The sequence below is a fragment of the Flavobacterium alvei genome (assembly GCF_002920895.1).
Classification (GTDB): Bacteria; Bacteroidota; Bacteroidia; order Flavobacteriales; family Flavobacteriaceae; genus Flavobacterium; species Flavobacterium alvei.
The window spans coordinates 89,125-111,657 of record NZ_PQVG01000007.1 but is presented as its reverse complement, the minus strand read 5'-3'; the positions used below and the strand labels follow the sequence as shown (position 1 = coordinate 111,657).

Here is a 22,533-nt window from a genome sequence, read left to right as displayed (position 1 = left end):
TTTCGTATAATAAATTTACACTCTAAAATTTATCTTAAAGAGCGTAAAATAAATAAAACTTTTGATCAATACGAAGAAAGAAATGAGCGAACTTGGTTCATTTTTAAGAGGTGTTGATCGTAAAAAGAAAGTAGAGATTACACCGTGTTTTTGCACAAAAAAAAAATACTTTTTTTTAATCAAAATTTTGTCCATTGATGATAACAAATCAGACTGAAAGATTGAATTTTGCCTCCACAAAAAACATACCTCAATATCCAGATTTTCTAGATGTTCAGGTAAAATCGTTTAAAGATTTCTTCCAATTGGAAACTAAATCTGACGAGAGAGGCGACGAAGGTTTATACAACACCTTCATGGAAAACTTTCCAATTACTGATACAAGAAATAACTTTGTATTAGAATTCCTCGACTATTTTGTAGATCCACCACGTTACACCATTCAAGAATGTATTGAAAGAGGACTTACGTATAGTGTGCCTTTAAAAGCTAGGTTAAAACTATACTGTACAGACCCAGAGCACGAAGATTTTGAAACTATTGTTCAGGATGTTTATCTAGGTACAATTCCTTATATGACTCCTTCGGGTACTTTTGTAATCAATGGTGCCGAGCGTGTTGTTGTATCGCAATTGCACCGTTCTCCAGGGGTTTTCTTTGGACAATCATTCCATGCCAATGGAACAAAATTATATTCTGCCAGAGTTATTCCTTTCAAAGGATCTTGGATAGAATTTTCAACCGATATCAACAGCGTAATGTACGCCTATATCGACAGAAAGAAAAAATTACCTGTAACGACTTTATTCCGTGCCATCGGTTTCGAAAGAGACAAGGATATCTTGGAAATTTTCGACCTAGCCGAAGAAATTAAAGTGTCTAAAACAGGACTTAAAAAATATATCGGTAGAAAATTAGCCGCTCGTGTATTGAATACTTGGCACGAAGATTTCGTGGATGAAGATACCGGCGAAGTTGTTTCTATCGAACGTAACGAGATTATCCTTGATCGTGATACCATTATCGACAAAGATAATGTGGAAGAAATCATCGATTCTAACGTTAAATCTATTTTGTTGCACAAAGAAGATAGCAATGCGGTTGACTATTCTATCATTCACAACACGCTACAAAAAGATCCAACCAACTCTGAAAAAGAAGCCGTTGAGCACATCTACAGACAATTGCGTAACGCTGAACCGCCTGATGAAGAAACTGCTCGTGGTATTATTGATAAATTGTTCTTCTCTGATCAACGTTACAACTTGGGTGAAGTAGGTCGTTATAGAATAAACAAAAAACTGGGTCTTGATACTCCTATGGAAAAGCAAGTGCTTACCAAAGAAGACATCATTACCATCGTGAAATATTTGATTGAGTTGATTAATGCGAAAGCAGATATTGATGATATTGATCACTTGTCAAACCGTCGTGTAAGAACAGTTGGTGAGCAATTGTCTCAACAATTTGGCGTAGGTTTGGCTCGTATGGCAAGAACCATTCGTGAGAGAATGAACGTTAGAGATAACGAGGTGTTTACACCAATCGATTTGATTAATGCTAAAACATTGTCGTCGGTTATCAACTCTTTCTTTGGAACCAACCAGTTGTCTCAATTTATGGATCAAACGAATCCATTGGCTGAGATTACGCACAAAAGAAGATTATCTGCACTTGGACCAGGTGGACTTTCGAGAGAAAGAGCTGGATTTGAGGTTCGTGACGTTCACTATACACACTACGGACGTTTGTGTCCAATTGAAACTCCTGAGGGACCAAACATTGGTTTGATTTCATCTTTGGGTGTTTATGCTAAAGTTAACGGAATGGGTTTCATTGAAACACCTTACCGTAAAGTAACTAAAGGTGTGGTAGATTTAGAATCTACTCCGGTTTACTTGAGCGCAGAAGAAGAAGAAGGAATGATGATTTCTCAGGCAAACATTGAAATGGATGCTACAGGAAAAATCCTTGCCGATAACGTAATTGCTCGTCAAGAAGGGGATTTTCCAGTTATTGACCCGTCAAAAGTGGATTATGCTGACGTTGCTCCAAACCAAATTGCTTCGATTTCAGCTTCATTGATTCCTTTCTTGGAACACGATGATGCGAATAGAGCCTTGATGGGATCTAACATGATGCGTCAAGCCGTACCATTGTTGCGTCCAGAAGCTCCTATTGTTGGAACAGGTTTAGAGCGTCAAGTAGCTTCAGATTCTAGAGTATTAATTAATGCTGAAGGTCCTGGAACTGTTGAATACGTAGATGCAAATATCATCACCATCAAATACGATCGTTCCGAAGAAGAAAGAATGGTAAGTTTTGAGCCAGATGAAAAAACATATAATCTAATTAAATTTAGAAAAACCAATCAAAGTACAAGTATTAACTTGAAACCAATCGTAAGAAAAGGAGACAGAGTGGTTCTTGGACAAGTATTATCAGAAGGATATGCTACTCAAAATGGTGAATTAGCTTTAGGTCGTAACCTAAAAGTAGCGTTCATGCCTTGGAAAGGATATAACTTTGAGGATGCGATTGTGATTTCTGAAAAAGTAGTTCGTGACGATATTTTTACCTCTATTCACGTTGATGATTATTCATTAGAAGTTAGAGATACTAAATTAGGTAACGAAGAATTAACAAATGATATTCCTAACGTTTCTGAAGAAGCTACTAAAGATTTAGATGAAAACGGAATGATTAGAATTGGTGCCGAGGTGAAACCTGGAGATATTCTTATCGGAAAAATTACTCCAAAAGGAGAATCAGATCCTACTCCAGAAGAGAAATTGCTTCGTGCCATCTTCGGGGATAAAGCAGGTGATGTTAAAGATGCTTCTTTGAAAGCTTCTCCTTCTTTACACGGTGTAGTTTTGGACAAAAAATTGTTCGCAAGAGCAGTAAAAGACAAACGCAAACGTACCCAAGACAAAGATGCTTTAGGGGCGCTGGAAATGGAATTCGAAACTAAATTTGTTGAATTGAAAGATAAATTAGTAGAGAAATTGTTCTTAATCGTAAACGGAAAAACCTCGCAAGGTGTAATGAATGATTTGGGTGAAGAAGTTTTACCAAAAGGTAAAAAATATACTCAAAAAATGCTTTATGCTGTCGAAGATTTTGCTCACTTAAGCAAAGGGCAATGGGTTGCTGATGATACAACTAATACTATGGTGAATGATTTGATTCATAACTATAAAATTAAGTTGAACGATTTACAAGGAGCATTGCGTAGAGAGAAATTCACGATTACTGTTGGTGATGAATTACCATCTGGAATTTTGAAATTAGCCAAAGTATATGTTGCTAAAAAACGTAAACTGAAAGTTGGGGATAAAATGGCGGGACGTCACGGTAATAAAGGTATCGTTGCTCGTATTGTTCGTCACGAAGATATGCCTTTCCTTGAAGATGGAACACCTGTTGATATTGTGTTGAACCCACTTGGTGTACCTTCACGTATGAACATTGGTCAAATTTATGAAACTGTTCTTGGATGGGCTGGAATGAACTTGGGTAGAAAATTTGCTACTCCAATTTTTGATGGTGCTTCTCTAGACGAAATCAATGCTTTGACTGATGAAGCTAATGTGCCGCGTTTTGGACATACTTATCTTTTCGACGGTGGAACTGGTGAGCGTTTTGCACAAAAAGCAACTGTTGGAGTTATCTATATGTTGAAATTAGGTCACATGGTTGACGATAAAATGCACGCACGTTCTATCGGACCATACTCATTGATTACGCAACAACCATTGGGTGGTAAAGCTCAATTTGGAGGTCAACGTTTTGGAGAGATGGAGGTTTGGGCACTTGAAGCTTATGGAGCATCAAGCACATTGCGCGAAATCTTGACCATCAAATCCGATGACGTAATCGGTAGAGCCAAATCTTACGAAGCTATCGTTAAGGGAGAATCTATGCCAGAACCAGGATTGCCTGAATCATTCAATGTATTGATGCACGAATTGAAAGGTCTTGGATTAGACATTCGTTTAGAAGAGTAAATAAAAATTTCCAATCTGTAGAGACGTTGCAGTGCAACGTCTCTACGTTGGTTTTTATAATAGTTTTAGGATTTATACCCGTAACCCGTTCCGATTTTTTATACATCCGTATAATTAGCACTTCAAAAAAAGTTTGAAGTTTAGAGAAGTAATTCGTGGAATCAAAATCAATTTTTAATTGCAAATAAATCAATAGTAAAAACTATGATGAATAATAGAAATAATAAAGACAAGAATCCTGTAAAAAGATTCAACAAAATTTCGATAGGACTAGCTTCTCCTGAATCCATCTTGAAAGAATCAAGAGGTGAAGTATTGAAGCCAGAGACTATCAACTATAGAACTCACAAACCAGAGCGTGACGGACTTTTCTGCGAAAGAATCTTCGGACCAGTAAAAGATTTCGAATGTGCTTGTGGTAAATATAAAAGAATTCGCTACAAAGGAATCATTTGTGACCGTTGTGGTGTTGAAGTTACTGAGAAAAAAGTACGTAGAGATAGAGTAGGACACATCAATCTTGTGGTGCCAATTGCTCATATCTGGTATTTCCGTTCACTTCCAAACAAAATTGGTTACATTTTAGGTCTTCCTTCTAAGAAATTAGATATGATTATCTATTATGAAAGATACGTTGTAATTCAGCCAGGTATTGCCAAAGGTCCTGATGGAGAATCTATCGAAAGATTGGATTTCTTGACAGAAGAAGAATATTTGAATATTTTAGATTCATTGCCACAGGATAACCAATATTTAGATGATTTTGATCCTAATAAATTTGTTGCCAAAATGGGAGCAGAGTGTATTATGGATTTATTGGCTCGTATTGACTTAGATGCTTTGTCTTATGAATTACGTCACTCTGCCAATAACGAAACGTCTAAACAACGTAAAACAGAGGCATTAAAAAGATTACAAGTTGTTGAATCGTTCCGTGAGTCTAACTTGAACCGCGAAAACCGTCCTGAGTGGATGATTATGAAAGTGGTTCCAGTTATTCCGCCAGAATTGCGTCCGTTGGTGCCGCTTGATGGAGGTCGTTTCGCTACTTCAGATTTGAATGATTTATACCGTCGTGTAATCATTCGTAACAACCGTTTGAAAAGATTAATGGAGATTAAAGCTCCTGAAGTAATCTTGAGAAACGAAAAACGTATGTTGCAAGAATCAGTAGATTCACTTTTCGACAACACTCGTAAAGCATCTGCTGTAAAAACAGAATCCAACCGTCCATTGAAATCACTTTCGGATTCCCTTAAAGGAAAACAAGGTCGTTTCCGTCAAAACTTGCTTGGAAAACGTGTGGATTATTCTGCTCGTTCTGTAATTGTTGTTGGACCGGAATTGAAATTGTTCGAATGTGGTATCCCAAAAGATATGGCAGCTGAATTATACAAACCTTTCGTTATCCGTAAATTGATAGAAAGAGGAATTGTAAAAACAGTTAAATCGGCCAAGAAAATAATCGACAAAAAAGAGCCAGTAGTTTGGGACATCCTTGAAAATGTAATAAAAGGACACCCAATAATGCTGAATCGTGCTCCTACTTTGCACAGACTAGGTATTCAAGCTTTCCAACCCAAATTAATTGAAGGAAAAGCAATCCAATTGCACCCTTTAGTTTGTACGGCGTTTAACGCGGATTTTGATGGTGATCAGATGGCAGTTCACTTGCCACTTGGACCAGAAGCTATCTTGGAAGCACAATTGTTAATGTTGGCTTCTCACAATATCTTGAATCCTGCCAATGGTGCTCCGATTACGGTACCTTCTCAGGACATGGTTTTGGGTCTTTATTATATGACCAAAGAACGTTTGTCAACTCCAGATCATAAAATTTTAGGTGAAGGTCTAACTTTTTACTCTGCAGAAGAAGTAAATATCGCCTTGAATGAAGGTCAATTAGAATTGAATGCTCGAGTTAAAATTCGTGCTAAAGATTTTAATGAAAATGGTGACTTGGTTTACAAAATTATTCAAACAACTGCAGGTCGTATCTTGTTTAACGAAGTTGTGCCTCCTGCTGCTGGATACATCAATGAAGTGTTGACTAAGAAAAACTTAAGAGATATTATTGGTCACATTTTAAGTGTTACTAATGTGCCTACAACAGCTGCTTTCTTGGATAGTATGAAAGATATGGGGTACAAATTTGCCTTCAAAGGTGGATTATCATTCTCATTGGGAGATATTAGAATCCCAGATCAAAAACCAAAATTAATTGCAGATGCTAGAGAGCAAGTTGAAGGTATTTCTGCTAACTATAATATGGGTCTTATTACCAATAACGAACGTTACAACCAAGTTATTGACGTATGGACTTCAACAAATGCACAGCTTACAGAAGCAGCAATGAAAAACATTAGAGAAGACCAACAAGGTTTCAACTCGGTGTATATGATGCTTGACTCTGGAGCAAGGGGTTCCAAAGAACAAATACGTCAGTTAACCGGTATGCGTGGTTTGATGGCTAAGCCTAAAAAATCGACTGCTGGTGGTGGAGAAATTATTGAAAACCCGATTCTTTCTAACTTTAAAGAAGGTCTTTCGATTTTGGAGTACTTTATCTCTACTCACGGTGCTCGTAAAGGTCTTGCGGATACGGCATTGAAAACGGCCGATGCGGGTTACTTGACAAGAAGATTGCATGACGTTTCTCAAGATGTAATTGTAAATACAGTAGATTGTGGTACTTTAAGAGGTGTTGAAGTTTCAGCATTGAAAAAGAACGAAGAAATTGTGGAAACTTTAGGCGAAAGAATCTTAGGACGTGTAGCATTGCAAGATGTGATCAATCCTTTGACAAATGAACTTATTATTGAAGCAGGTGAGGAAATTACAGAGCCTTACATGAAGTTAATCGAGGCTTCTCCAATTGAAAAATTAGAAGTTCGTTCTGCATTGACTTGTGAAGCTACAAAAGGTATTTGTGCTAAATGTTACGGTAGAAACTTGGCAACAGGAAAAATGACCCAAAAAGGAGAAGCAGTTGGTGTAATTGCCGCTCAATCTATTGGAGAGCCTGGAACACAGTTGACACTTCGTACATTCCACGTGGGTGGGGTTGCAGGAGGTATTTCTGAAGAATCAGGTATTGTTACGAGATTTGCTGGTAAAATTGAAATCGAAGATTTAAAAACAGTTAAAGGCGAAGATAACGAAGGTAATGCAGTTGATATTGTAGTATCTCGTTCTACAGAGTTGAAATTAGTAGATGAAAAAACAGGAATTTTATTAAGTACAAACAACATTCCTTACGGTTCTAGTATTTTTGTGAAAGACGGAGAGTCAGTTGCAAAAGGAACTACAATTTGTAAATGGGATCCTTATAATGGAGTTATTGTTTCTGAATTTACTGGTAAAATTGCCTACGAAGATTTAGAACAAGGTCAATCATATATGGTTGAAATTGATGAGCAAACTGGTTTCCAAGAAAAAGTAATTTCTGAGTCAAGATCTAAAAAATTAATCCCAACTTTATTGGTTTACGGTAAAGATGGCGAATTAATACGTTCATATAACTTACCAGTTGGAGCCCACTTGATGGTTGACAATGGTGAGAAAATTAAGGCAGGTAAAGTATTGGTTAAAATTCCACGTCGTTCTTCTAAATCAGGAGATATTACAGGAGGTTTGCCAAGAATTACTGAGTTGCTTGAAGCTCGTAACCCTTCGAATCCAGCTGTAGTTTCTGAAATTGATGGTGTTGTTTCTTTTGGAAAAATCAAAAGAGGTAACCGTGAGATTGTGATCGAATCTAAATTTGGAGAGGTTAAGAAATATTTAGTTAAACTTTCTAGCCAAATTTTGGTACAAGAAAATGACTTTGTAAGAGCGGGTGTGCCATTGTCTGACGGTGCGATTACTCCAGAAGATATCTTGAGAATTCAAGGGCCAGCTGCTGTTCAACAGTATTTGGTGAACGAAATTCAAGAGGTTTACCGTTTGCAAGGGGTAAAAATCAACGACAAACACTTTGAAGTAGTAATACGTCAAATGATGCGTAAAGTTAGAGTTCAAGATCCAGGAGATACATTGTTCTTGGAAGAACAATTGATTCATACTAAAGATTTTATCGTTGAAAATGATAAATTATATGGTATGAAAGTGGTTGAAGATGCTGGAGATTCTAGTGTGTTGAAACCAGGACAAATTATTTCTCCTCGTGAATTGCGCGACGAAAACTCACTATTGAAACGTACGGATAAAAATTTAGTTGTAGCACGTGATGTAATTACAGCAACTGCAACTCCAGTTTTACAAGGTATTACAAGAGCATCGCTTCAAACGAAATCATTTATTTCGGCTGCATCTTTCCAAGAAACTACTAAAGTATTGAACGAAGCTGCTGTTGCAGGTAAAATCGATTTCTTAGAAGGATTGAAAGAAAATGTAATCGTAGGTCATAGAATTCCTGCCGGAACCGGTATGAGAGAATATGACAATACAATTGTAGGTTCGAATGAGGATTACAATGAAATGATGGCAAGCAAAGAAGAATATATTTATTAAGACATGAGCAATTCAAATCAACAACAAGGACAACTAGACATTGAGTTAGATGAAAAAACTGCCGAAGGAATTTATTCTAATTTGGCAATAATCAATCATTCCTCTTCTGAGTTTGTTTTGGATTTTGTTAGCATCATGCCTGGTATTCCTAAGGCTAAAGTTAAATCAAGAATTGTCTTGACACCGCAGCATGCCAAAAGATTATTGCATGCTATTGGAGAAAATATTCACCGTTTTGAAATCGCTCACGGCGAAATAAAGGACTCTGAACAACCTCCAATACCACTTAATTTTGGTCCCACGGGACAAGCATAATTATAGAAGGCTCCAGAAATGGAGCCTTTTTTTTTGTTATAGATATCTGCGCTTGTTAAAAAATGCATTATTAGTTTTTTCTTCTTTCTGTCAAATTAAGAATTTTATCCAGCCAATATTGATAGAAAAAACTGAGACTTATAAAATAATCCGGAGGATTATCTTATAATTTTGAATTATTATTCATTAAATTTCATCTCTTTTTTTATCATTTTCATTTTTTTTATTTAAAGTGCAAAAAAAAAATCACTACTTTTTTGGATGTAAAAACTGTGTTGTTTGTCGATTTTATTGGCAATATGTTAAAAATAAGTTCTTAAAAAAAATGAATATTGTTTTTATTATGTTAATTTTTGAGAAATATCAGGATACTACAGGATACTGATTTATTGAAAGTGTTTTAGGTTTGGCATTATTAAATAAATAAAAACTATGAAACAAACATTACTAAAAAAACGCATTTTATCTTTAAGTATTTTAGTCTTCTTCTTGGGAGCTTTCAATGTTACACATGCTCAATTAAATACATGGGTAGGAGGAACAAGTTCTAATTTTTTAGACGCAGCGAACTGGACTACTGCCGCTCCCCCCGCTACTTTTCTTGCGGCAAATACTTTTACTATTGGTGCAGGAACGCCAAATAATCCTGTTCTAGGTAGTTCAGGTTATCCTAAAACTTCAGGTGCGCCAACTTCAGGAATAATTACGATAACTACAGCAGGAAATCTAACTTCATCTGGAAACATTAACGTCAATGGTGCTTGTAATGATGATGGGCAATTAACTGTAAATGGGGGGTTATTTAATGTTAGAAATAATTATTATGTTGGTGGAACTGCAGGAACTGCTCTGGCTATTGCTAATGTTGAAGTAGGAGGAACTTTAAATGTAAAATCAACTCTAGCTATTAGTCAGAAACAACCAGGTACTGTCAATGTTAATGGAGGAATTTTGTCTACGGATGCTGCAGGATTTATTGCAGTAGGAAATTATAAAGCAACTTATGTTAACTGTTTAGGTATTTTGAATATTAATTCTGGAATCGTTAAAGTTCCAACAACAAATGGTTTGGTAATCGGAACGGCTGGTACTGTTAATATTGATGCAGGTAAAATAGAATTGACTGGTAATCAAACAGCAGCTATCACTACTTATATTACTGCTAATAAAATAAAAGTGTCAGGAGCAGCATTAGCGGCTGGAAAAACAATTTCAAATACTTATAATGCGATTACAAATTTAACAACTGTTACTGCAACTACCACTATTTGGGACGGTTCTACTTGGTCAAATGGTACTCCAGATTCAACCCTTGAAGCTGTTATTACTGGAATATATACGACAGGAACAAACGGTGATATTACTGCAAAAAAATTGACTGTAACTTCAGGTTCATTGACTATTAATTCAGGAGGTTATGTAAATGTTGCAAATGAGGTAGTAAATAATGCTGGAGCTGGAGGTATTGTAATTGAGAACGACGCTAATTTAATTCAAGTTAACAATACTACAAATACAGGAAATGCGGTAGTAAAACGCAATAGTAATCCTCTATCTCGTTTGGATTATACGTTGTGGTCTTCTCCAGTAGCAAATCAAAACTTACTAGCTTTTTCTCCACTTACTAGTAATACAAGTGTAGTAACAACACCAATCACGACAGTAAATCGTTTTTATACTTATGACTCTGCTACTAATTTTTATGTAGCTATTCCTGACCCTGCCTTCGCTACGACTGCTTTTGCTAAAGGTACGGGTTATTTAATCCGTATGCCAAATACTGCAGTAGCTGCCCCTGGAACCGAAACATTTAATGGCGTATTTACAGGAGTTCTTAATAATGGAGATGTTAATTTGACAGGATTAACAGCTGGTCAATATGTAGCTGTTGGAAATCCATATCCTTCAGTAATAAGTGCTGATTCATTTATTGATGTCAATAGTACTGGTGCTGGTTCTGGCACTTTGTATTTTTGGAGAAAAACAAATAATTTGAATCAATCGACTACTCCAACAACATCTTATGCAACATACACCAAAGCTGGTCCAGTTGGACTACCAGCAGGTTCGGGTACTGCAAATGAAGGATTTACTCCTAATGGAACTATTGCGGTAGGTCAAGGATTTATTACTACTGTGCCTACATCAGGAACTATTGTTTTTACGAATGCTTTGCGTAGTTCAAGTACAACTGCTCAATTTTTAAGAACAAAAGCACTAGCTGAAAAAAGTAGAGTTTGGTTGAATCTTTCAGAAGGAACAAATCCTGTTAACCAAATGATGGTGGCTTATATGGATGGAGCAACGACTGGATTTGATTCAGGAATTGATGGAAAATATATTAATGATGCTGCAACAGCCTTAACATCTGATATTGCTGGAGAAGAGTATGTTATTCAAGGACGTCCAACATTTAGCGATACCGATGTTGTGAATTTAAACTTCAAAGCAAGTGTTGCAGGAACTTATACCATTGCAAAAGACCACGTTGATGGATTGTTTGCAACAGGTCAAGACATTTATCTTGTAGATACAACCACAGGAACTGAAACTAATTTGCAAAAAGAAGCTTATACATTTACAGCAGCTGCAGGAGTAAATAACACTCGTTTTCAGTTGACGTATAAAACTAGCGCTTCTTTGAAAGTGAACGATTTAGCATTTGATGAAAATTCAATTTCAGTTTACAAACAAAACGGAGTATTGAATATCAATGCAGGAAATACTACAATGAAAAGTGTAAAAGTATTTGACGTTACAGGAAGATTAGTATTAGAGCAAAAATCGGTGAATGCTACAACAACAGCTTTAAAAAATCTTGCTGCAGGCAAACAAGCTTTGCTAATTCAAATCACATCCGACGATAATAGAGTAGTGACTAAAAAAGCAATAAACTAGAGAATTAGGTAGTTTAAAAAGCAATTAGAAAATTAAAAAAATACAATTATGAAAAACATATTATCAAAATCATATATCACCCTATTCTTTTTATTGGCAAGTTTTGTCACGTTTGCACAACCTGGGACAGATGACGGTACAGGTACTTTAGAAGGAACTGATGCGCCAGCACCGATTGGTGATTATTTATGGGTTCTGGCTTTGGCAGGCTTAGTACTTGTTTTCTTGACATTCAGAGCCATTCAAAATAAGAAAGTGAATAGCTAATAAAAGCATAAAGGTTTGCTTTACAAGCCCTGTTCCAGTTTTTGGAGCAGGGCTTTGTTATTTTTAAGCTGGTTATAAAAAGATAATGCTAAAACTTTTTTTTAATCACTATTATTTTTTAATTTTGTAATGATAAATTTTCTGACAAATTTTCTATTAATCTTTGTTTTAACAACAGCTCAATACTATTAAGCTTTAACTATTGAAGATAGGTTTTAATACTGTATTCATTGTTTTTGTGTTTTAAAAATGCATTCTTAAATTCCTAAATAACTATTTTATGAAACAAATTCTACCTACCTATTTTTTTTCAACTCTTTTGTCAAAATCAAAAAAAAATAGGAGTAATAAATCTATTATTGCTTGGATTTTTATTCTTGGATTTTCGATTAGTAGTTTTGCAAGCAGCGGTTTGTTTGATGCAAATGCAATTCTAAATGTTAAAGGAGCTGGTAATACTTTCACAACCACATCGAAATTTGAAGTTGATGATGTTGTTGTTTATAATAGTTTGACTGTTTCAACTACTGCAATTCCTGATGTCAATTTCGAGCAAGCCCTGATTGATTTAGGATATGATGATGTAATTGATGGAGAAGTTATTACTAGTAATATTAGTGGTATCACAATTTTGGATATACGTGATAAAAACATTGCAAGTCTTGTCGGGATTAATGATTTTGTAAGTTTGGATAAATTATATTGTCAAAATGAAGACGGTGATAGTGGTAATGATAATACTATTTCTGCTTTAGATGTTACTGGTTTGACATATTTGAGGTATTTTTATTGTCAAAACAATCAAATTGCCAACTTGAACATTACTGGGTTAACAGGTTTACAAGCATTGGATACAAGTAATAACCCACTAAATACAGCTCTTGATGTTCATTTAAATTCTAGTTTGTTTTATTTGGTTTGCCAAGACAATGGGCTAACTAGTTTGAACATATCTGGTTTAACAAATTTACAGACATTAATTGTTTGGAATAACAATTTGACTTCTGCTATAGATTTAACAGGAAATCCTGATTTAAAATATTTAGATTGCGATGATAATTTTTTCACAAGTATAAATGTAGTTGGGTTGGCAAAATTGAATGATTTTTACTGTAGTGGAAATTCATTAACTGGTTTAGATGTTAGAGGATTATCTGATTTGTCAAATTTTGAATGTACAGGCAATACATCTTTGTCTTGTATTCTAGTTGATGATGTTACAGCTGCTAATACCGCAAAGGATTCGGGGAATTGGGTTAAAGATGCAACGGCTACTTATTCTTATTGCGATTGTGATTTGACTACGATTTGGAACGGAAGCTCTTGGGATAATGGAGCGCCAACAACGGGTACTTATGCTGCAATTATTTCTGGGAATTATAGTCAAACCGACCCTATCAATGCTTGCTCTTTGACTATTACAAATGATGCCACGGTTATTATTCCATCTGGGGTTAGTGTTACTTTAAATGCTCCAATTATGGTGGAAATTGGAAGTAGTTTTACTTTAAGTAATAATGCCAATCTAATTCAAACCAATAAAAATTCAATTAATTCAGGAGTCATAACTGTCAAACATGAAAGTAACCCTTTATATCGTTCGGATTACACGATGTGGTCATCACCAACAGGAACTACTCAAAAATTAAATGAGTTTTCGCCATTAACTACAACAGGACGTTTTTATGAGTACAATTCAGGAACAGATAAGTACAGTGCAGTTCCAGATGCTACAAATTTTAGTCAAGGAAAAGGTTTTTTAATACGTATGCCTAATACAGATCCAAAATCTGGTTATGATGCTGGAACAGCTACTTTAGTTTACCCAGGTTTATTCACGGGTATTCCTAATAATGGTGATGTGAATATTTCTGGAATTGCGGAAAAATTTGTAGCAGTAGGAAATCCATATCCTTCAAATATAAATGCTAATGCTTTTATAGATGCTAATTTAGACGCCTCAAGTAGTGGAACTTTATATTTTTGGAGAAAAACTAACAATCCAAATCAAGCTACAAGTCCAACAACCTCATATGCAACTTATACTAAAGCAGGAAGCACTATAACTTCTGATTCAGGAAGTGGCGGAATTAGTCTTAATGGTTTCATTGCAGTAGGTCAAGGGTTTATAACGAAGGTACCACCTACTGGGTCAATCAGATTTAATAATACAATGCGTGTTACCAATTCAGCAAATTTTTTAAGAACAAAAGCAGTAGCTCAAACAGATCGTGTTTGGATCAATCTAACCAATGCTGACGGAGCTTTTAGCCAAATGTTAGTGGGGTACATCTCTGATGCAAGCAAAGGAGTAGATAGCTATGATGGAAAATATATTAATGATGCTGCAACAGCCTTAACATCTGATATAGCTGGAGAAGAATATGTTATTCAAGGACGTCCAGTATTTAGCGATACAGATGTTGTTAATTTAAATTTCAAAACCGATGCAGCAGGAACTTATACCATTGCAAAAGATCACGTAGATGGATTGTTTGCAACAGGTCAAGACATTTATCTTGTAGATAATGTTACTGGAACAGAAACCAATTTACAAAAAGAAGCTTATACATTTACAGCAGCTGCAGGAGCAAATAACACTCGTTTTCAGTTGACGTATAAAACTAGTGGTTCTTTGAAAGTGAACGATCTAGCATTTGATGAAAATTCAATTTCAGTTTACAAACAAAACGGAGTATTGAATATCAATGCAGGAAATACTACAATGAAAAGTGTAAAAGTATTTGATGTAACAGGAAGATTACTATTAGAGCAAAAAGCGGTAAATGCTACAACAACAGCTTTAAAAAATCTTGCTGCAGGCAAACAAGCCATGCTAATTCAAATCACATCCGACGATAATAGAGTAGTGACTAAAAAAGCAATAAACTAGAGAATTAGGTAGTTTAAAAAGCAATTAGAAAATTAAAAAAATACATTTATGAAAAACATATTGTCAAAATCATATATCACTCTTTTCTTTTTATTGGTAAGTTTTGTCACGTTTGCACAACCTGGGACAGATGACGGTACAGGTACTTTAGAAGGAACCGATGCCCCTGCACCGATTGGTGATTATTTATGGGTTCTGGCTTTAGCAGGCTTAGTACTTGTTTTCTTGACATTCAGAGCCATTCAAAATAAGAAAGTGAATAGCTAAATAAAAGCATAAAGGTTTGCTTTACAGGCCCTGTTCTAGTTTTTAGAACAGGGCTTATTGTTTTTAATTACTTATTTGTTTAAGATATAGTTCTTTTAAGAAATTAATTTATAGTATTAAAAGAGTTTCGAAGCGATTGGTCAAATGTGTTTTGCAAGAAAAAGATTCGCTTAGTTTTGAAAATAGATATGCGGAACAATTTTTTTATAGTATTTGATACTTTGTAAAATCAAACCTGCAAAGTGTATTTGTGCGGTTAAATTGTGATTAGTAGCATTAAATAGGGATTGGTGTATGCTTAAACTACAGTAAATCAATGTTATTTGCTTTTTTTGTTTTGAAAAAGTAAGTGTTTACCCTAAAAAAATTTGATATTATCATTAATATTGTTTAATATTGCAATGTTTTTTTAAAGAATTTTCTTTTTTATTTGCGTTTTTATTACATTTAATCTATCACTTTTAAGAAACTAAATAATTTATTAAATATTAAAATCATTAAAATAGTCTCTAAAACAAATACCATATGAAAATTAAAAATTACTCTAAAATGAAAATAAGCAAAACATTTTGTTTGCATAGAACGACTGTATTTATCTTTTTGCTGGGAGTGTTCCTGTTTCCCAACGCGACAGTTAATGCTCAGAATAACGCCCTGCATTTTGATGGAACCAACGATTATGTTGAAATTCCATCATCCATAAATAATCAAATTCTAGGAAATAACGTGACTGTTGAAGGCTGGTTTAACATTGAATCTATTGGTGATCAAGTAGAATTAATTGGAGAATGGTATGATGGTAGTGATTCTGATATTAAATTTGCGATTTACTACAATCAAGGTGATAATAGTATTTATTCTATTATTGGTAATGGAGGAATTTACCAACAAGTTGGGGCTGCTATGCCTACACTCAACACCTGGGTTCACATTGCCTCAACCTACGACGGAGCTAATTTGCGTCTGTATTACAACGGACTTGAAGTAGGTGTGCTACCAACGTCAATATCACTTCCTACGGTTAACGGTCTTTGGGTATTAGGTAAGAGAACTGATGGGGCTGAAACCTTCGGTGGAAAAATGGATGAAGTACGTATTTGGAATACCACTCGATCAGCAGCAGAAATTCTTGCAAATTATAAAAATCAAGTGCCTGATAATTCAGCAGGACTTATTGCATATTACAAAATGAATCAAGGTGTTGCTGAAGCAAATAATACTTCTATCGTTTCACTTACAGATTCGTCAACCTCAAACTTAAATGGAACTTTTCAAGGTTCGTTTGCATTAACTGGTTCTACTTCTAACTTTGTAACAGGAATGCCTACAGTTTGGGATACAAATTGGTCATTTGGTACTCCAGATAGTACAACAGAGGCTGTTATCGACGGAACATATTCAACTACAACCCACGGAACAATTTCTGCCAAAAAGCTGACTGTAAATTCAGGGAAGTCATTTACAGTAAATACAGGGACAAATATTACTGTACAAAACGAAGTAATCAATAATGGTAGTCTTATTGTAGAAAACGACGCCAATTTGATTCAAGTAAATAATGTTGTAAATACTGGAAATGCAGTAGTAAAACGCAATAGCAATCCATTATATCGTTTAGATTATACTATGTGGTCCTCTCCAGTGGCTAGCCAAAATTTATTAGCATTTTCACCTGCTACTACTACAACACGTTTTTACAACTATAATAGTTCAACTAATTTGTACAATGCAGTAGCAGATCCCTCAACTACACCATTTACAGTAGGAAAAGGATACTTAATCCGTATGCCTAATACTGACCCAACATCAAATTATGATGCAGGCACAGCAACATTGGCTTATCCAGGAGTATTTACAGGAGTTCTTAATAATGGTGATATTAATTTGACAGGATTAACTCCAGGTCAATATGTAGCAGTAGGAAACCCATATCCTTCAAATATTAAAGCTTTAGATTTTATAAATGCCAATTTAGATGCACTAGATGGAGGAACCTTATATTTATGGAGAAAAAAGAATGGAGAAGCTATAGTCACATCGGCATATGCAACAATGAATAAAACAGGAGTTGCAGTTGGAGTGAGTACAGGAGATGGAGGTATTTTTCCTAATGGATACATTGCAGTAGGTCAAGGTTTCATTACAACCGTACCACCTTCAGGTACGATTGCATTTAATAATGGAATGCGTACTACTAATACAGCCACTTTTTTAAGAACAAAAGCTGCAGCTCAAATAGACAGAGTTTGGATCAATCTAACCAACACTGACGGTGCTTTTAGCCAAATGTTAGTAGGATATATGGATGGAGCTACTACAGGATTTGATGCAGGATTTGATGGAAAATATATTAATGATGCTGCAACAGCCTTAACATCTGATATTGCTGGAGAAGAATATGTTATTCAAGGACGTCCAGTATTTAGCGATACAGATGTTGTTAATTTAAATTTCAAAGCAAGTGTTGCAGGAACTTATACCATTGCAAAAGACCACGTTGATGGATTGTTTGCAACAGGTCAAGACATTTATCTTGTAGATAAAACAACAGGTGTAGAAACCAATTTGCAAAAAGAAGCTTATACATTTACAGCAGCAGCAGGAGTAAATAATACTCGTTTTCAGTTGACTTATAAAACTAGCGCTTCTTTGAAAGTGAACGATTTAGCATTTGATGAAAATTCAATTTCAGTTTACAAACAAAACGGAGTATTGAATATCAATGCAGGAAATACTACAATGAAAAGTGTAAAAGTATTTGATGTAACAGGAAGATTAGTATTAGAGCAAAAATCGGTAAATGCTACAACAACAGCTTTAAAAAATCTTGCTGCAGGCAAACAAGCTTTGCTAATTCAAATCACATCCGACGATAATAGAGTAGTGACTAAAAAAGCAATAAACTAGAGAATTAGGTAGTTTAAAAAGCAATTAGAAAATTAAAAAAAATACAATTATGAAAAACATATTATCAAAATCATATATCACCCTATTCTTTTTATTGGTAAGTTTTGTCACGTTTGCACAACCTGGGACAGATGACGGTACAGGTACTTTAGAAGGAACTGATGCGCCAGCACCGATTGGTGATTATTTATGGGTTCTGGCTTTGGCAGGCTTAGTACTTGTTTTCTTGACATTCAGAGTCATTCAAAATAAGAAAGTGAATAGCTAAATAAAAGCATAAAGGTTTTTTACAAGCCCTGTTTCAGTTTTTGGAACAGGGCTTGTTGTTTATTGGGTTTAACAATTCAATTGTCTTTAAAATGTCAATTGCAAGAGTCGAACGACGATTAATCGCTTGTTTGAAAGCAAATTAACCTTTAAAATTTAATTTATATTGTATTATTTTATTATTTAATTCTGATTTTATTTTGAAATAAGTAAAGTTTGGTTTCGTTTTAGTTGAAAGTATTGTGTAATAATTAAAAATTAACTATTTTTTTATGAATATAAAAAAAATATTCATTTTTAATTATAGCATGTGTTTTTTATGTTAAAGTTAATGAAAAACATGTATTTTTACGCAATCGATTACGTTATTTAAGATAATCGATTGCATTAATTTCTTGAATAACTAACTTTATTGATTAACCAAAATTATTTTTTATGACAAAATTTACTCAATTTTTTTCTCGGCTAAAAAGCCAACAAAACTACCCTGTTTTGTCTTGGCTTTTTTTATTGGTATTAATGTGTTCTCAGGCTAGTTGGGGACAACAACCTATTGCTACAGGTCAATATGACGGTGGCTTTGAGGGAGCAACTTTAAATTCTGCTGCTTTGTCTCAAACAACAGTTAGTACTACTAAGTGGTCTTATGATAGTGCTAATTTATCTACTTCGACAATTGTCTCTAGTGGTGCACGTTCAGGGACAAAAGCTTTTAATATTGTAAATACTGTTGCAGCTACAGGGAAATATATTATGAGCCCTAAATTTTCTCCTGCTCTTGTATGTGGGGATGGGGTATCTGTCCTTGGAGAAAATTATACGGTGCAGTATTTTGTTAAAACTTCAGTGGCAGGTACTGCTACAAAAGGAGCAATATATACAAATGCAAGAGGCTCTGGTGCAGGTACTCAGGGGACAGCTGATGCAAATGGTTGGGTAAAAGTTACTTACAGATATACAGGTGTGGTAAATGTGGTAGCAGCTACTGGTACTTGGGCAGGATTTGGTAACAATGTTACTACATTGCCCTTTTCGGCATTAGTTGATGACTTTGTTGTATATACTGGTGTTGACGATGTTACAGCTCCAGATTCGCCTACAAATTTAACAGTTGCAACTGGTGCAAATCCGCTTGTAAGTTGGACTGCTCCTGCAGGAGGAGTTGATGGAGGTGGTTATGTAGTGGTACGTTACGCTACAAATCCAAATGCAGACAATGACCCAAATCAAAATGGTATTTATGCTGTAGGGAATACTACAACAAATGGTACAGGATCTTTGGTTGGTACTGTAGCTTATATTGGTACAGCAACCTCATTTACGGATACGGCAGCTGCGGGTTCTTATTATAAAGTATATACAGTAGACAAAGCATTTAATTATTCTAATGAAATTACAGGAACAGGTGCATCAGTCGGGACAACTCCACAAGCGATTACTTTCGGAGCCTTGTCGGATGCCACTTATGGAGACACCGCTTTTGCTTTGACAGGATCTTCAGATTCTGGTTTAACTGTTTCTTACGCAAGTTCTAATACAGCAGTAGCAACTATTTCAGGTAGTACTGTTACAATTGTAGGTGCGGGAACAACTAATATCACAGCTTCTCAAGTAGGTGATGCAACTTATGCTGCGGCAACTAATGTAATACAGTCTTTGACTGTAAATACTAAAGCATTAACACTTCCAGATGCTTTGGCTCAAAACAAAGTATATAATGGAACTACCGCTGCAGTAATTACAGGAACACTTACAGGGATCATTAATAGTGATGCTGTTACCCTAAACGGAACAGGTACTTTCGCTGATGCTAATGTTGCAACAGGAATTGCAGTTACTTCTACTTGTACTTTAACAGGAGCAAAGGCAGCAAATTATACTTTGACACAACCAACAGGTTTAACAGCTGATATTATCAAGGTAAATCAAACTATTATTATGGCGGCTACCGCAACCAAGTATAGTAATTTTGCAGATTATTCTCCTGCAACCTCAGCAACTTTGGCTATTAATCCAATCACTTATGCAAGTTCAAATACAGGGGTAGCATCTGTTGTTGCTGGTAAAATTCATTTTGTTGGAGCTGGAACGACTACTATTACAGCTTCACAAGCAGGAAATGCTAATTCAAATCCAGCTGTAGATGTAACACAAACACTTACTGTTGATCCAACAAACCCGAAAAGAAATGTACTTTATGCCACATACAATAAAACAATGGATGCAGCTGCTGCAACTTTTGCTGATGATCCAGTTATTAGAATGCTAAAGAATGAAAATTTTAATGTTACAGTTGTGGCTACTGATCTTAATGGAGCAAATTTACCAGCTTCATTTTCAGCTTATGATTTACTTGTTGTACAAGAATCAGTTGGAGGTGGAGATGCAGTTTTGAAGCCTGCAGGAAAATTAGCAATTAAAAATCTTACTATTCCTGTTATTTATAACAAAGTATTTGCTTTGCAAAATGCTAGAGCAGTTAGTTCAACTACATCTACAGGAGGAACAACAATTGCTGATACTTCAAATTTATCAGTAACAGTAGATTTAGGTAATCAGTCGAATCCGCTTTTTAGTGGAATTACTTTCGCAACAACGAGTTTACCTCTTTTTAAAACGCTTTCAGATGATACAGGTACTACTACTGGTAACACTAAGGCTATTTCTATAGCCAAAAGTTTAGAACTTTCGGCAACAGGAACCTTGCTAGCTAGCATTCCAGAAGTTACTAATGCTGATAAGACAATTTTAATCAATGATATTCCTTCAGGAACACAATTTGGTACAGCTGTTACAGATGTATGTCCTTCTAGAATGATTGCTTTTGGATTTAATTATGGAGCAATGTGTGAATCTTATGGTAAAAATGTTACCAATGAATTGTTAACAGTTTGGAGAAATGCCGCTTATATATTGACGGGTCAAAACGTTCCGACTTCTTTATATTTGGATGAATCAACTACTTGGAACGGAACAGTTTGGGATAATGGAACTCCAGATACAACTCTTGCGGCTTATGTTGCAGGTTTTTATTCAACTACAACCAACGGAACAATTTCTGCCAAAAAACTGACTGTAAATTCAGGGAAGTCATTTACTGTAAATTCAGGGACAAATATTACTGTACAAAACGAAGTAATCAATAATGGTAGTCTTATTGTAGAGAACGACGCCAATTTGATTCAAGTAAACAATGTTACAAATACCGGAAATGCAGTAGTAAAACGAAATAGTAATTCATTATATCGTTTAGATTATACTATGTGGTCCTCTCCAGTGGCTAGCCAAAATTTATTAGCATTTTCACCTGCTACTACTACAACACGTTTCTATAACTATAATAGTTCAACTAATTTGTACAATGCTGAAGCAGATCCCTCAACTACACCATTTACAATAGGAAAAGGTTTCTTAATTCGTATGCCCAATACAGATCCAACAGTAGGATATGATGCGGGAACAGCAACTTTGGCTTATCCAGGAGTATTTACAGGAGTTCTTAATAATGGTGATATTAATTTGACAGGATTAACTCCAGGTCAATATGTAGCAGTAGGAAACCCATATCCTTCAAATATTAAAGCTTTAGATTTTATAAATGCCAATTTAGATGCACTAGATGGAGGAACCTTATATTTATGGAGAAAAAAGAATGGAGAAGCTATAGTCACATCGGCATATGCAACAATGAATAAAACAGGAGTTACAGTTGGAGTTAGTACAGGAGATGGGGGTATTTTTCCTAATGGATACATTGCAGTAGGTCAAGGTTTCATTACAACCGTACCACCTTCAGGTACGATTGCATTTAATAATGGAATGCGTACTACTAATACAGCCACTTTTTTAAGAACAAAAGCTGCAGCTCAAATAGACAGAGTTTGGATCAATCTAACCAATACTGATGGTGCTTTTAGCCAAATGTTAGTAGGATATATGGATGGAGCTACTACAGGATTTGATGCAGGATTTGATGGAAAATATATTAATGATGCTGCAACAGCCTTAACATCGGATATTGCTGGAGAAGAGTATGTTATTCAAGGACGCCCAGTATTTAGCGATAACGATGTTGTGAATTTAAACTTCAAAGCAAGTGTTGCAGGAACTTATACCATTGCAAAAGACCACGTTGATGGATTGTTTGCAACAGGTCAAGACATTTATCTTGTAGANTGCTAATTCAAATCACATCCG

Annotated in this window: 10 protein-coding genes; all 10 read left to right on the top strand. The window is 35.3% G+C overall.

Going from position 1 to position 22,533, the window contains the following annotated elements; translation table 11 throughout:
• The first annotated feature begins 197 nt into the window (after positions 1-197).
• The 10 genes from rpoB (at position 198) to C3L50_RS12745 (ending at position 22,518) form a co-directional block, all read left to right on the top strand.
• The gene (gene rpoB, locus C3L50_RS12790; protein ID WP_103806574.1) at positions 198-4,010 is read left to right on the top strand and encodes a DNA-directed RNA polymerase subunit beta; all 3,813 of its coding nucleotides are present in this window, start codon (positions 198-200) and stop codon (positions 4,008-4,010) included.
• Positions 4,011-4,214: 204 nt separating this feature from the next.
• Complete coding sequence (gene rpoC / locus C3L50_RS12785) at positions 4,215-8,522, top strand: DNA-directed RNA polymerase subunit beta' (RefSeq protein ID WP_103806573.1); 4,308 nt, start codon at positions 4,215-4,217, stop codon at positions 8,520-8,522.
• 3 nt (positions 8,523-8,525) lie between these two features.
• Entirely contained in the window at positions 8,526-8,837 is a 312-nt protein-coding gene (locus C3L50_RS12780; protein WP_103806572.1) for a DUF3467 domain-containing protein, read from the top strand.
• A 432-nt stretch (positions 8,838-9,269) separates the two neighbouring features.
• The gene (locus tag C3L50_RS12775; protein ID WP_103806571.1) at positions 9,270-11,735 is read left to right on the top strand and encodes a beta strand repeat-containing protein; all 2,466 of its coding nucleotides are present in this window, start codon (positions 9,270-9,272) and stop codon (positions 11,733-11,735) included.
• A 48-nt stretch (positions 11,736-11,783) separates the two neighbouring features.
• A complete protein-coding gene (locus C3L50_RS12770) occupies positions 11,784-12,002 on the top strand; it encodes a hypothetical protein (protein ID WP_103806565.1) in 219 nt (72 codons plus the stop codon).
• A gap of 280 nt (positions 12,003-12,282) precedes the next feature.
• On the top strand, positions 12,283-14,895 hold the full coding sequence (locus C3L50_RS12765) for a T9SS sorting signal type C domain-containing protein (protein ID WP_103806570.1): 2,613 nt from the start codon (positions 12,283-12,285) through the stop codon (positions 14,893-14,895).
• Between the two features lie 48 nt (positions 14,896-14,943).
• Positions 14,944-15,162 carry a hypothetical protein gene (locus C3L50_RS12760; RefSeq protein WP_103806569.1) on the top strand — a complete coding sequence of 73 codons (219 nt, stop codon included), beginning with the start codon at positions 14,944-14,946 and terminating at the stop codon, positions 15,160-15,162.
• 549 nt (positions 15,163-15,711) lie between these two features.
• A complete protein-coding gene (locus C3L50_RS12755; protein ID WP_165784013.1) occupies positions 15,712-18,069 on the top strand; it encodes a LamG-like jellyroll fold domain-containing protein in 2,358 nt (785 codons plus the stop codon).
• A 49-nt stretch (positions 18,070-18,118) separates the two neighbouring features.
• Complete coding sequence (locus tag C3L50_RS12750) at positions 18,119-18,337, top strand: hypothetical protein (RefSeq protein ID WP_103806567.1); 219 nt, start codon at positions 18,119-18,121, stop codon at positions 18,335-18,337.
• Positions 18,338-18,771: 434 nt separating this feature from the next.
• Positions 18,772-22,518: a beta strand repeat-containing protein gene (locus C3L50_RS12745; protein ID WP_133158884.1), complete on the top strand. Its 3,747-nt coding sequence runs from the start codon at positions 18,772-18,774 to the stop codon at positions 22,516-22,518.
• Positions 22,519-22,533: the final 15 nt, after the last annotated feature.

What these genes read in the sequence shown, in the direction of transcription:
- C3L50_RS12750 (WP_103806567.1), top strand. Translation starts at nt 18,119, where the DNA reads ATGAAAAACATATTATCAAAATCATATATCACCCTATTCTTTTTATTG.
- C3L50_RS12775 (WP_103806571.1), top strand. Translation starts at nt 9,270, where the DNA reads ATGAAACAAACATTACTAAAAAAACGCATTTTATCTTTAAGTATTTTA.
- C3L50_RS12780 (WP_103806572.1), top strand. Translation starts at nt 8,526, where the DNA reads ATGAGCAATTCAAATCAACAACAAGGACAACTAGACATTGAGTTAGAT.
- C3L50_RS12760 (WP_103806569.1), top strand. Translation starts at nt 14,944, where the DNA reads ATGAAAAACATATTGTCAAAATCATATATCACTCTTTTCTTTTTATTG.
- C3L50_RS12765 (WP_103806570.1), top strand. Translation starts at nt 12,283, where the DNA reads ATGAAACAAATTCTACCTACCTATTTTTTTTCAACTCTTTTGTCAAAA.
- C3L50_RS12770 (WP_103806565.1), top strand. Translation starts at nt 11,784, where the DNA reads ATGAAAAACATATTATCAAAATCATATATCACCCTATTCTTTTTATTG.
- C3L50_RS12755 (WP_165784013.1), top strand. Translation starts at nt 15,712, where the DNA reads ATGAAAATAAGCAAAACATTTTGTTTGCATAGAACGACTGTATTTATC.
- rpoB (WP_103806574.1), top strand. Translation starts at nt 198, where the DNA reads ATGATAACAAATCAGACTGAAAGATTGAATTTTGCCTCCACAAAAAAC.
- rpoC (WP_103806573.1), top strand. Translation starts at nt 4,215, where the DNA reads ATGATGAATAATAGAAATAATAAAGACAAGAATCCTGTAAAAAGATTC.